The 12,833-nt window shown below is 62.0% G+C and carries 11 protein-coding genes; 7 read left to right on the top strand and 4 right to left on the bottom strand.

Features of this window, described 5'->3' with window-relative positions; genetic code table 11:
* Positions 1-46: 46 nt before the first annotated feature.
* The gene (locus AOA59_RS11805) at positions 47-919 is read right to left on the bottom strand and encodes a LysR family transcriptional regulator (protein ID WP_099487468.1); all 873 of its coding nucleotides are present in this window, start codon (positions 917-919) and stop codon (positions 47-49) included.
* A gap of 293 nt (positions 920-1,212) precedes the next feature.
* Here AOA59_RS11805 and AOA59_RS11800 point away from each other — a divergent pair, with 293 nt between their 5' ends.
* On the top strand, positions 1,213-1,986 hold the full coding sequence (locus tag AOA59_RS11800; protein ID WP_099487467.1) for a glucose 1-dehydrogenase: 774 nt from the start codon (positions 1,213-1,215) through the stop codon (positions 1,984-1,986).
* A gap of 13 nt (positions 1,987-1,999) precedes the next feature.
* Positions 2,000-3,046 carry an L-idonate 5-dehydrogenase gene (locus tag AOA59_RS11795; RefSeq protein ID WP_099487465.1) on the top strand — a complete coding sequence of 349 codons (1,047 nt, stop codon included), beginning with the start codon at positions 2,000-2,002 and terminating at the stop codon, positions 3,044-3,046.
* 434 nt (positions 3,047-3,480) lie between these two features.
* Here AOA59_RS11795 and fetB read toward each other — a convergent pair whose 3' ends face one another.
* Positions 3,481-4,275 carry an iron export ABC transporter permease subunit FetB gene (fetB, locus tag AOA59_RS11790; protein ID WP_099487463.1) on the bottom strand — a complete coding sequence of 265 codons (795 nt, stop codon included), beginning with the start codon at positions 4,273-4,275 and terminating at the stop codon, positions 3,481-3,483.
* Complete coding sequence (locus AOA59_RS11785; RefSeq protein WP_099487546.1) at positions 4,272-4,955, bottom strand: ATP-binding cassette domain-containing protein; 684 nt, start codon at positions 4,953-4,955, stop codon at positions 4,272-4,274. Before AOA59_RS11785 ends, fetB begins: the two co-directional genes overlap by 4 nt.
* A gap of 174 nt (positions 4,956-5,129) precedes the next feature.
* Between AOA59_RS11785 and AOA59_RS11780 the strand changes: the two genes are divergently transcribed.
* Positions 5,130-6,335 (top strand): DUF1835 domain-containing protein, encoded by a 1,206-nt coding sequence (locus AOA59_RS11780; RefSeq protein ID WP_099487461.1) that lies wholly within the window; start codon positions 5,130-5,132, stop codon positions 6,333-6,335.
* 7 nt (positions 6,336-6,342) lie between these two features.
* Here the strand turns inward: AOA59_RS11780 and AOA59_RS11775 are convergent, their stop codons facing one another.
* On the bottom strand, positions 6,343-6,864 hold the full coding sequence (locus AOA59_RS11775; protein WP_065911901.1) for a hypothetical protein: 522 nt from the start codon (positions 6,862-6,864) through the stop codon (positions 6,343-6,345).
* A gap of 194 nt (positions 6,865-7,058) precedes the next feature.
* Between AOA59_RS11775 and AOA59_RS11770 the strand changes: the two genes are divergently transcribed.
* Genes AOA59_RS11770 through AOA59_RS11755 form a run of 4 tightly spaced genes read left to right on the top strand, consistent with a single transcriptional unit; the run spans position 7,059 to position 12,787 of the window.
* Complete coding sequence (locus tag AOA59_RS11770; protein WP_256593043.1) at positions 7,059-7,742, top strand: molecular chaperone; 684 nt, start codon at positions 7,059-7,061, stop codon at positions 7,740-7,742.
* A 23-nt stretch (positions 7,743-7,765) separates the two neighbouring features.
* Positions 7,766-8,749, top strand: coding sequence for a fimbrial protein (locus tag AOA59_RS11765; RefSeq protein WP_099487457.1), 984 nt, complete (start codon positions 7,766-7,768; stop codon positions 8,747-8,749).
* 59 nt (positions 8,750-8,808) lie between these two features.
* Positions 8,809-11,607 carry an ATP-binding protein gene (locus tag AOA59_RS11760; protein ID WP_099487544.1) on the top strand — a complete coding sequence of 933 codons (2,799 nt, stop codon included), beginning with the start codon at positions 8,809-8,811 and terminating at the stop codon, positions 11,605-11,607.
* Complete coding sequence (locus AOA59_RS11755; RefSeq protein ID WP_065911898.1) at positions 11,594-12,787, top strand: EAL domain-containing protein; 1,194 nt, start codon at positions 11,594-11,596, stop codon at positions 12,785-12,787. The genes AOA59_RS11760 and AOA59_RS11755 overlap by 14 nt, the downstream gene beginning before the upstream one ends.
* The last annotated feature ends 46 nt before the right edge of the window (positions 12,788-12,833 follow it).

Below are 12,833 nucleotides of genomic sequence, written 5' to 3'. Positions count from 1 at the left end.
TGGAATCACCAGACTTTACAATCGAGCATTTCACCCAATGAAACAATCACTCGCCAAACAATTCCACGATCAGGTTGAACAAGGTGGTCTTCACTGCACTGTCCAACTCGGCCCAGGCCAACCCGGTGCTGGCCTCAAACCCGCCCAATTGCAAAGGCCGCGACACGCAATTGACCGGCAACGCCCGCGCCGCCTGCTGCGGCAATACGCCGATGCCCAACCCGGCCGAGACCAGCGCGAGCATAGTGGTGAACTCGCCCAGCTCGCTGGCGATGTCCAAGGGCATGCCGACCGCCTGGATAAACTCATCGTAGAACCCCGGCGCGTAACGCCTGGCGAGGATATACACCGGCAACGCGAGCAGGTCGGCAGGCTGGATGGATTCCAGGGCCGCCAAAGGGTGATCCATCGGCAGCGCCACGCAGAAACGCTCACGCAATACCGCCCGGGTCTGCACGCCGGGGTGGGCGGCCGGCAGGCGCATCAGGCCGAAATCCAACTGGCCATTTTTTAACGCCGCGGCTTGGTCGGGGCCGGGCATGTCCTTGAGTTCCAGTTCGATGCGCGGGTAACGCTGGTGCACGGCACGGATCAGTTGCGGCAGCAATTGCGGGAGCACCGATGACACAAACCCCAGGCGCACCCGGCCGATTTCACCGCGGCTGGACGCCCGCGCCGCCTCTGCCGCCCGAGCGGCCTGGTGCAAGGTGGCCTGGGCTTCAGGCAGGAACGCACGGCCCGCGTCGGTCAGTGTGACCGAGTGGCGGTTACGGTCCAGCAGGCGCACGCCCAGGCCGCTTTCCAGCCCCTTGATTTGCATGCTCAACGCCGGCTGCACGATCGACAACTGCGCCGCCGCCCGGCCGAAATGCAGCTCCTGGGCGAGCACCACGAAGGCGCGCAAGTGCTTTAACTCCATTAAATTCTCTCAGCTATCAGCAATGGTTATCACAAAGAGTGATCACCCGATCACAAATGAAAATTGGACGCTGCCCAGCGCCTGGGGTGAAGTAAGCCCAATTCATACACGATATGACGGGGCGTGGCCTATAACAATCCGAACAAGGACCCCACGTATCGGCTGCTGGTCGCGCGGGTTACGATTATCGGATAGATATTGTTGATCACCCACCTCAAGGTCCATCCCTTTGTCGCCCTGGAGTTCATCATGCTGCTGTCGTTGGTAGTGTGAAGCGTTAGGAGAGGTAGCTCATGCAAAGCGTTCTAGACAACTTCCGCCTTGATGGCCGGCTGGCGCTGGTCACCGGTTCCAGTGCCGGTATCGGCCTGGCGATTGCCCGCGGCCTGGCCCAGGCCGGGGCGCAGGTGGTGCTCAACGGGCGCAACCGCAGCACCTTGCGCGATGCGGCGGCGCTGCTGGCGGCCGAAGGGTTGACGGTGCACACCCAGGCGTTTGATGTAACCGACAGCGCGGCGATCCAGGCCGCCGTGGCGGACATCGAAGCGCGCCTCGGCCCGCTGGAGATTCTGGTGAACAACGCCGGCATGCAACGGCGTGGGCCGCTGGAGGACTACAGCGAGCAACACTGGCGCGAGTTGATCAGCACGAACCTGGACAGTGCCTTTCTGGTTGGGCAGGCCGTGGCGCGGGCGATGATCCCGCGCAAGCGCGGGCGCATTATCAATATCTGTTCGGTACAAAGTGAGCTGGGCCGCCCCGGCATCGCGCCGTACGCGGCCAGCAAAGGCGCGTTGAAGATGCTCACCAAGGGCATGGCCATCGATTGGGGCCCCCATGGCTTGACGGTCAATGGCATCGGCCCCGGCTATTTCAAGACGGAGTTGAACGCCAACCTGGTGGCCAACCCCGAGTTCAGCGACTGGCTGGTGCAACGCACGCCGAGTCGTCGTTGGGGCGACGTGGCCGAACTGGCCGGTGCCGCCGTGTTCCTTGCCAGTGACGCCGCCAGCTTCGTCAACGGCCATATTCTGTACGTCGACGGTGGTATCACCGCGTCGCTGTAAACCGGAGAATTGTATGCACGCTATCGTCTGTCACGCCTCCAAAGACCTGCGGGTCGACCCCCAGGACGAACCGCAACCCCTCGCCCCCGATCAACTGCGCGTGCGCATCGCCCGTGGCGGTATCTGCGGCTCGGACCTGCATTACTACCAGCACGGCGGCTTCGGCACCGTGCGCCTGCGCGAGCCGATGGTGCTCGGCCATGAGGTGTCGGCGGTGATCGACGCCGTGGGTGCGGATGCCGGGTTGTTCAAGGTTGGCCAGCGCATCAGCGTATCGCCGTCGCGCCCGTGCGGCAGTTGCCGTTACTGCCATCAAGGCCTGCCGAATCATTGCCTGAACATGCGTTTCTACGGCAGTGCGATGCCGTTTCCGCATATTCAGGGCGCGTTTCGCCAGAGCCTGGTGATCGAGACGCATCAGGCACATCGGCTGGCCGACCACGTGAGCCTGGCCGAAGGTGCGCTGGCCGAGCCGCTGTCGGTGGGTTTGCACGCGATTCAACGCGCCGGCGCGGTGTTCGGCAAACGCGTGTTGGTGACCGGTTGCGGCCCCATCGGCAACCTGCTGATCGGCAGCCTGCGCGCCGCCGGTGCCGGTGAAATCGTCGCCGTGGACCTGTCCGCCAGCGCCCTCGCCTGCGCCGAAAAAATGGGCGCCACGCGCACCCACAACATTGCCGACGGCGCGGATGCGCTCAAGCGCTACACCGCCGAAAAAGGCTATTTCGAGGTGATGTTCGAAGTCTCCGGCAGTGCCCAGGCCTTGCGCAATGGCCTGGAATGCATCGCGCCACGGGGTGTGCTGGTGACGGTCGGACTCGGCGGCGATGTGTCGTTGCCGTTGAACCTGCTGGTCAGTCGCGAGATCGACTTGCGCGGCACCTTCCGCTTTCACAGTGAGTTTGCCCAGGCCGTGGATTTGCTCAATCGCGGGATCATCGATGTGAAGCCGGTGATCTCCCATACCGTGCCGTTTGAGCAGGCGGTGCAGGCGTTTGAACTGGCGGCGGACAAGACCCAGGCGATGAAAGTGGTGCTGGATTTTGGTGTGACCGACTGAGCTTGGCCGCAGTTGTGGCGGCGTTTGGGCAGGGTGAGGTCGTGGAGTAACCTCCATCGCCCTGGTCTTACTCGGTTAAATGTGGGAGCTGGCTTGCCTGCGATGCGGACACCTCGGTATATCAGGCTCACCGAGTTGATGCCATCGCAGGCAAGCCAGCTCCCACAGTTGACCGAGTATGGCTTTGCTGTTGCTGTTGCTCTGGCCCTTACATCCTTTTCGATGACGAAGTCAGCGGTCTTTTGATCTGCGCTTGTGATCTTGATCTTGATCTGAAATCGCCCCGTTAAACACGATGGCCGGAATCTGACAGTGATTTGGGGGGTAAACCGGCAGGGATGCCGGTTTAGCCGCCCCGCGCCATGGATGGCGCGTCGCGGCCGTACACCTCCAATGAAGACTCGATTGCCAAGGGTTGCAACAACACCTGAGGTTCAAGCGCGTTCCTCTAGCCGATCGCGCAAGAACCGGTGGCTGTTGGAAAACAACCGACGGTAGGTGAGCAGCACCGCACCTACCGTGCCCAAGGCCGAGGAGGCGGCGATCAGAAACATGATCACGATCTGGTAACGCACCGCGTCCACCGGGCTCTCACCGGCCAGCACCTGGCCGGTCATCATGCCGGGCAGGCTGACGATGCCGACCACGGTCATCTGGTTCAGCGTCGGGATCATCCCGGCGCGCACGGCCTGACGGATCGCCTCCTGGGCGGCTTCCCAGCGTGAACCGCCAAGTGCCAGGATCATCTCGATGGTGTTGCGCCCCGAGGTCAGTTCCTGGGTCATGCGCTCAATGCCCAAGGACACGCCGGTGAGGGTATTGCCGAGGATCATGCCGAGGATCGGAATCGCATACTGCGGCTCGTACCACGGGTGGATACGGATCACCGCAAACAACCCCACCGCCGTGACCAGCCACGAACTGCCCCACACCGACAGAATGCTGTCGACCCGTTGCCCACGGTAGGTGCGGCGCCCGCGCCCCGCCGCCGAGAGCCCGGCGATCAGGGTCATCGCACACATCAGCGGCAGCACCACATACCAGTAAGCGAACGCGAACACCCAGCCCAGCAGGTAACCGATGGCCAGCAATTGCACCACGGTACGCACGGCCGCCCACAGCAATTGGCGGCCAAGGCCCAGACGCAGCAACAGCGACAGCGCGCCGTTGATAAGAATCAGCGAGGCGGCGATGCCCATGTCGAGCGCGGTGAGGTTTTGATAATTCATGGCTGGGCCGCTCCGCTCAAAACGCCGGCGCTCATGTGCAGGTGGATATCGCTCATGCGCCGGGCCTGGTCGAGGTCATGGGATACCCAGATATAGGCGCGGGCGTTGTCGGCGGCATACCAGGCGCTGATCAGTGCCTCGACATCACGGGAGGACGTGGGGTCGAGGGCGGCCGTCGGTTCATCCAGCAACAGCACTTCGGGGTTCAGTTGCAAGGTGCGGATCAATGACACCACCTGGGACTCTCCGCCGGACAGGTCGCCGGCGTTTTTGCCCAGGAAGTCCGGGCTTTTACCGGCATGCTCCAGCAGCTTGGTCACCGCTTGCAGGTCGAAGCGGCGCGTGCGCAGGGTCTTGAGGCTGAATGGCAAGCGCAGGTTGTCCTCCACCGTGCCCTCAAGCAGTGCCGGGCGTTGCGACAGGTAGCTGATGCGGCTGCGGTAGTGGGGAATCTGCGCATTCGCAATCGGCTGGTGGTTCCACAGGATCTGCCCCGACGTGGGCGCATCCAGCAACGCCAGCGCGCGCAGGAACACACTTTTACCCGAGCCGGAGGAGCCGGTGATGGACACGCGGTCGGCGCGCTTCAGGCTGAAATCCGTGGGTTGCAGCAACGCCACTTGGCGCCGCTCGTCTCTGCGCGTGAGGGCGCAGGTTTCAATCAATACGGTGTCTGTCATCAACTCGGTACTCGGCTTGACGGCTTGCAATCCACAACTCCACTGCCTATATTTCGTGCCTGGCGCACTCCACGCCACCTTCCGCGGAAAGGGCTGCGCCCAGGATCCTGACTGAATATCACATTTCTACGACTCCCGACCTGAAAGCGGAAAAGGTTTGTGCAAGGAGATCGTATGTCGCCACGCCTCTCATCCTCGACTACCGACGGCCGCCTCAACCTTGAGCAGCAGCGCAAGCGCGCCAAGGAATTGTTGTCGCAGCTGAAAACCCTCGACCCGCTCGCCACCTTGTCCCAGGCCCAATGGCAGGTCGCCAAACAGCTGGGCTTCAGCAGTTGGCCCAAGCTCAAGGCGCATGTCGACGCCATCGACTTCGCCGCCCGCCACCCCGACTTTGCAGCCAGCGATGAAGCCCGCACCACCCACTGGCGCTGCGGCAGCGACATTGCCCACAGCCTGCAACTGGCCGGGTTCAAGGGGCAGTTGCGCATGCTCACCGATCCGTTGTGCATGGGGCCGGTACGCGATTTGCCCAGTGAAGATTTCCGCGCGATGCGCAGTGCCTTTATCAGCCAGGCGTTTGCACTGAACGCGGCTGAAGTGACCCACCGCGTCGATGATGAATACAACCACCTGCACGCCCTGGCCAGCGCCGATCACAGCGTGTTGTGGTGCGAAGCGGACGCCTATGATCAGCTGTTTCTGGTCCGCGCGCTGGCCGGTCTTGAGCGCGCGCCGAAAAAGCTCGAGCTGATCGAGGTTGACCGTATTCCGGGAGTCGAACGCTTTATCGGCATCGGCCAACTGGCGCCCGATGTCTTGGCGTGGTTATGGCCGCAGCGCCGCTTGATCGACGACGCAGCGGTGCAATTGGCCCGACAGGCCTGGTCGGCTTACTGCGACAGCTCGCCGGTCACGCTTGCGCAATTGGCTCACGGCAACCACCCGGCCCTGCCCCTTCTCGCCCCGGCGCTACTGCGTCAGCTACAGGAATTGCCGGGCATTGAAGATGGCCTGTCACTGACTGAACGCTTGTCGCTGCGCTACATCGCCGAGACCGGGCCGGTGCCGTTCGGCCGGGTGTTCGCTGAATTGATGGCCAAGCGTGAGCCGCTGCCGTTCCTGGGCGACATGATGTTCCATGCGCTGCTGCGGCCATTGATAGACGGACCGAACCCCTTGCTGATAGAAACCGCAACCGAGCGCGACTGGCCGCGCCGCGAGTTGGCGCTGACACCATTGGGGCATCGAGTGCTGGGCGGCGAGGCTTATTGGTTGGACCACGCCGGGCATGAGCGCTGGGTCGGCGGCGTGTGCCTCAAGCCTGGCCTGCCGCATTGGGCACTGGCCCACGACAAGCTGCCGGTGTGGCGCACCTGAGGCCGGCTCAGCGCTTGGGCGATAACCCGACGGCGCACGCCATCACTGCCGGGTCGCCCAGGTAAACGCTACGCGCAGCCGTCGTGGGTGCAGCGACCCGGCTGTCGACGGCGCGCAACATCGGTCGCTCAACCGTCGGCAGGCTATGCTGGGGGTCGACAATCTCCATGCAGCGGCGCAGCGAGTTGAAGTCCGGCGATTGCGACAGTGACAGGTGCAAGGTCTGGCTCACCGACACCGACACCACCGAGCTCTGTGCGCATTGCCCGTCGTAGATCAGCGTATGGCGAATCAATGGGTTGTCATGGCAGTACTTCAACAGGTTGACCTGCCGCGAACGCACCAGCGCGGTGTTGATGATCAACAGGTCGAACGCCACGCAACCGGAGCGCGTCAACGCCTGCAATTCGTCGAACGAACTCAAGGGGGCGATGCGGTGGTAGCCCAGCTGGTTGAGCATTTTCTCCAGCTTGATCCGCTGCAGCAGGTCTGCATCGGCAATCAAAAGGCGTAAGGCTTTATTGGACATAGGGTAAACCTGACAGTTGGGCATCAGCGTCGATCATTCAACGTCGAACACGGTAACTGTCGGGGCGCGAACATGCCTTTAAGGCGATTCTGAAACGGCAACTGTGCACTTTTAAGAATCGCCTCAAAGCCCTCGCACTCACCCGCCCCTACCATGGCTGCGTTCCCACACGCTGCCATGGAATTTTTGTGTTCATGTTTTTACTCAGAATGATGTTGCTGGCCGGCGGGCTGCTGGTGCTCGCGCCCCCGCCGGCCAGTGCGGCGCTGAAGATCGAAGGCACACGCCTGATTTATTACGGCCAGGACAAGGCCGCCGGCATCAGCGTGGTCAACCCGGCCTCACAGCAAGTGGTGGTGCAAACCTGGATCACCGCTGAAGACGAATCGCCTGGCAGCCCTGTGCCGTTTGTTGCCACCGAACCCTTGGTGCAATTGGGCGCCGGCGAGCATCACAGGCTGCGCATTTTGTATGCCGGTGAAGGCCTGCCCGCCGATCGCGAATCGCTGTTCTGGCTCAATATCATGGAGATTCCGCTCAAATCCGCCGACCCCAACAGCGTGCAGTTTGCGATACGCCAACGGCTCAAGCTGTTCTATCGGCCACCCGCGCTCAAGGGTGGCTCGGCCGAGGCGCTGCAACAGTTGGTGTGGAGCCGCGATGATCACAGCGTCATCGCCCACAACCCAAGCGCATTCCACCTGTCGTTGATCAATGTGCAAACGGACACCCAGCCGCTCAGCGACTACCTGCTGCTCAAACCCCATGAGAGCAAGCGCCTGAGTACAGCGACCGCCTTGCCTGCCGGGTCCACCCTTCACTTCACCAGCATCAACGATATCGGTTTACAGGCCCGCCATAGCGCGGTGCTCAAGTGATCAATCGCGGGAAACCTGCATTTATGTCTCTCACCAAACGTTTACTGCCCCTGCTGCTGTGCGGCTGCGCGGCCCTCCCTGCCACAAGCTATGCGCTGTCGTGCGTGGAAGATGGCAGCGGCGCCTATGTCGATATCAACCCGCTTGGCACCTCCCTGGCGGTCGCGGCTGACGCACCGGACGGCACGATCATCTGGGAGTCGGGCCCACGCTCCACGAATGTGTTGTGCAAGGACGACCGCAATCACGGCCGCGAAGAAGTGTATTTCTACGTCAACCCGGCCAACGTCAGCATCGGCCAAGGCATCCGCGTAGGCATCCGTTACAACAACGCGCCCATCACCCAAAGCACCGGCAAGGTCGGCACCGGTTTTTACTCCGACCGCGGTTGCAACTGGTCCAATTGCACAGGCTGGGACAAGGCACGCTTTACCCTGAACTTCAGTGTATTCATCGAAAAATACGGCAAGACGCCGCCCAGCGGTCAAGCCAGCACCCTGGCGCAATATCGCGTGTTCCAGCTCGACGGCGTACGCGGGCTCAACACCAACCCCAACAGCAACCTCAACTACATCGTCACCGGCATGAACGACATCCGCTTCGTGCCCTGCGCCCCCGAACTGACCATTACCCCCAGTGTGGTCAACTTCCCCACCCCATCACGCAAGGCGCAGGTCGGCGCCGTGGCCAGCACCGCGAACTTCAACCTCAGCCTGCGCAAAGTCTGTGACACGCCCTACACCGTCAATGCACGCTTCGCCACCACCCCGGGGGGCGGCAGTGTCATCAACGGCTTGCTGGTGCCGGCCAACAACAGCTCGGTGGGCATCTCATTGTCGCGCGCCGACAGCGATCAGCGCCTGCCCTTCAATGACTGGTTTACGTTGCAGACACTGATGGGCTCCGGCCAGGCACGCAATGATTTTCGCGCCGACCTGAGCTGGCGCACCCTGCCGATTCCAGGGGCCTTCGACGCCGCGGTGGTGGTGGACATGTTTTACAAGTAGCCGACGACTTTAAGGATCGTCTTATGCCGTTGGCATCGATATGCCACTACTCTGCGCCGATGCGATTGAAAAGTTATCTGCTCCAGATCAACCCCGTCCTCTCCCGACCCGAAGCAGCCAGAAGGCTGCTTCGTATTTTTGCGAGCGTGCTGCTGGTGGGCATCTTGAGCGGGGTCTATACCTTTCTGCTGTCGACCTTCAACAACGACATTTCCCAGCGCCGCGGCTACATGAGCAGCGCCATCGCCGAAGCCCACACCTTTTTCACTAACCGCGAGGCCCTGCTGCAAAGCCTGAGCCTGTCGGCGGTGCGCAAGCAGTCCAGGGTCTACCCTTCCTCCGCGGAAGAACAACACCTGGAGCTGGGCAGCACACCCGGCAACCAGTGGAGCATCTGGCTGACCGCACGCATGCGCGACTACCTCAAGGCCAAGCAACTTAACCTGCTGTATGTGAACGCCGGCCCCAGCCCACAGGTGACGCGGCTGTATGACGCCACCCCACAGGTGCTGCCGATTTCCAAATGCATGCTCAACCGCCTCAAGGCCTTGCAGCACAACGACACCGCCACGCTCAACGAGTTGTGGCTGAGCGACAACACCGAAGGCCATTCGCACCTGTACCTCTTCAGCCGCCTCGACGAACACGACCCCGACTCCGGCTGGCTGGGCCTGGAGATGGAGAGCCGTGAAGTGTCCATCACCCTCAGCGACCAGAGTGCCGGTGAGTTCATGATGCTCAACTCCCAAGGCATGCTGGTGTTCACCAACAGCACCGACACGCAGCTCAAACAGCAACATTTAAGGCCCGGCGAAGAAAGCTTTTTCGGCTTTGTCGGCAACGGCTTGCTGCCCGACCACTTGGTGATCCGCAAACACTTGAAGTCCTCGGAATGGCAGTTGATGTATTCCATCGACCTGCGCGCGGTGGTCACCGGCCTGTGGAAACAGCTGCTCGGCTCGCTGTTGTTCTGCCTGATGAGCCTCACGCTGATCTGGCTGGTGATGCGCCGCGTCGACCAGCGTTTCATTATTCCGTCGATTCATCGCATCCAGGCGTTGATCGAAAGCGAAGCCTTTGGCCGCGACGTGATCCAGATCGCGCCCGTGGCCCTTTGCGTGCTGCGCCGCACCGACGGCCAGGTGGTGCTGGAAAATACCCTAGCCCAGCAATGGCTGGGCAACGGCCCGGAACGCGAGGCATTGCGGGCCGGCTGGATCGAGCAAGCCTTCGCCCAAGGCCCGTGCGAACGCAGTGATTACTTTGAAACCATTGATGGCCGCCACCTGTACCTGAGCAGTGCGCCCACCCGTTATAAAGGCGAAGACGTGCTGTTTTGCGCATTCAGCGATATCAGTGCGCGCAAGCAGGTCGAAGCCGCGCTGGAAGAAGCACGCCAGTCGGCGGACGCCGCCAACGCCGCCAAGACCCTGTTCCTGGCGACCATGAGCCATGAAATCCGCACGCCGCTGTATGGCGTGCTCGGCACCCTCGAACTGCTGGCGCGCACACAGCTGGATGCGCAGCAAAGGGACTACCTGCACGCCATCGAAGGCTCATCGTCGACCTTGTTGCAGTTGATCTGCGACGTGCTCGATGTGTCGAAGATCGAAGCCGGGCAGCTGGCGTTGGAAATGAGCGAGTTTTCAGCGCTGGAGCTGGTGCATGAAATCATTCAGGGCTATGCCGCTGCCGCCCAGGGCAAAGGCTTGCAGCTGTATGCCTGCTTCGACCCGAAGCTGCCCGAACGGCTGATCGGCGACGTGACGCGCATTCGCCAGATTCTGAATAACTTGCTCAATAACGCGGTGAAGTTCACCGACTACGGCCGCGTGGTGTTGCGGGTCAAGGTGCTGGGCCGCGACGGTGAACGCTCCAGCCTGCTGTGGCAGGTCTCGGACACCGGCAAAGGCATCGCCCAGGAAGACCAGGCGATGATTTTCGAGCCGTTTTACCAGAGTGAAGGCAACACCAATGTGGTCGCCGGCACCGGCCTGGGCCTGCCGATCTGTCAGCGCCTGACCGAATTGATGAACGGCAACATCCGCATGGTCAGTGAACTGGGCCTGGGCAGCAGTTTCAGCCTGATCCTGCCGCTGGAAGAAGCGCCGACCACGCCGATGACCGCGCTGTTGCCCGAGACCATTTACGTGGCGTCGCCGATCCCGGAACTGGCCAACTCGGTCAGCGGCTGGCTGCGCCGCTGGGGCGCCAGGGCCCAGGCCGGCCTGCCGACGTTGCCGGACACCCACCTGCTGCTGCAAGTGCACCCCGGCAGCGTCGACCCGCTGCTCGCGCCCGAATGGCCGGGGCCGGTGATTCACGTGAGCAGCAATGCCTGCACCAGCGTGGAGGCCGAAGGCGGTGCCTGGCACGTCAACCTCAACCATCTGGGTGCGATTCATCAGGCCGTGAGCCAGGCGCAAGGGCTGTGGGTGGCCCGTGCCGATGAGCACACGCGCCAGCGCGACCTGAACAAACTCAACCTGCACCTGCTGGTGGCCGAAGACAACATCATCAACCAGCTGATTTTGCGTGACCAACTCGAAGAACTCGGCTGCACCGTGGAGCTGGCGGCCGATGGTCAGGAAGCGTTGCAGCTGTACACCGCCGGTAACTTCGACGTGGTGTTGACGGACGTGAACATGCCCCACATCAACGGCTATGAATTGGCCCGCGAACTGCGCCGCCAAGGCTGCCCGTTGCCGATTATCGGGGCCACCGCCAACGCCATGCGCGGCGAGGCCGACCTGTGCCTGGCCGCCGGCATGAACCATTGCCTGGTCAAACCCTTTGCGTTGCGGGCTCTATTCAACTCCCTGGCGCCTTATGCACGGATCACCCATGAAGCCCCTTAGTATTTTGATTGTTGAGGACCACCCCCTGCAGCACATCTACCTGCAGCACTTGCTCAGTGAGTTGGGGGATTTCAGGCTGGAAAGCGCCGAGGACGGCAAGCAAGCGCTGGAGCGTTTGCGCCAGCGCGATTTCGACCTGGTACTGACCGACCTGCTGATGCCCGGCATGGACGGCGTGCAATTTATCCAGTGCCTGGCCAACCTGCGCTGCAAGCCGGCCCTGGCGATCATGAGCGCCGCCTCGCGGCGCATGCTGATGGCCGCCAGCCTGGTGGCGAAAAACCTTGATGTGCAAGTGATCGGGCTGATCTCCAAGCCGGTTAACGCCGAGGCGTTACGCAACCTGGTCGATCAGCTCAGGAACACCGTGCGCAAGCCCTCCCCCGAACTGCCCGAACACCTGGACATCGACCGCCAGACGCTGGTGCAGGCCATGAGCAGTGGCCAGTTGCAAGCCTGGTTCCAGCCGAAAAAATCCCTCGCCAACGGGCGTATCGTCGCCGCCGAAGCCCTGGTGCGCTGGATGCACCCCGAGCAAGGCGTGATGCTGCCGGCCGCGTTCCTGCCGGCGATCAAGGCCTTCGAGCTGGAAGAACGGCTGTTGTGGCTGGTGCTCAAACAGGCGATTCACGCCCAGGAGCAGTGGCGCCAGCGCGGCTATGAAATCCCAGTGGCGATCAACCTGCCCACCCACCTGCTCAACAGCCATGACCTGGCGGACCGCTTGCTGGAGTTCGTGCTGCACCACGACGGCATCCCAGGGATGATCTGCTTCGAGTTGATGGAATGCTCGGTGCCCCAAGACATCAGCAACTTCTACGCCGGCGCCTGCCGCTTGCGCATCAAAGGCTTCGGCTTGTCCCAGGATGATTTCGGCAAGGGCTACAGCTCGTACCTCAACCTGGTCTCCACACCGTTTACCGAACTGAAGATCGACCAGGCGCTGGTGCAGGGCAGCCACGACAACGAAGGCATCGCCCAGGCGTTGGCGAGCATCATCGCACTGGGCCGCAAGCTCGGCCTCACGGTGGTCGCCGAAGGCGTGGAAACGCCTCAACAATTGGCGTTACTGCGCAAAATCGACTGCAATCAGGTGCAAGGCTTCCTGATTTCCCACGCGGTCTCTTCGGACCAATTTCAGCAGCTACTGAACAATGATGGCCCCGCGACATCTCACTAGCTGGAGGCCCCGGATTATTTGCTCTTTTACAAGGAGCAAGCTCTAT

This window comes from Pseudomonas sp. 2822-15, assembly GCF_002742515.1.
GTDB lineage: Bacteria > Pseudomonadota > Gammaproteobacteria > Pseudomonadales > Pseudomonadaceae > Aquipseudomonas > Aquipseudomonas salomonii.
This window is presented reverse-complemented; position numbering and strand designations above follow the sequence as displayed.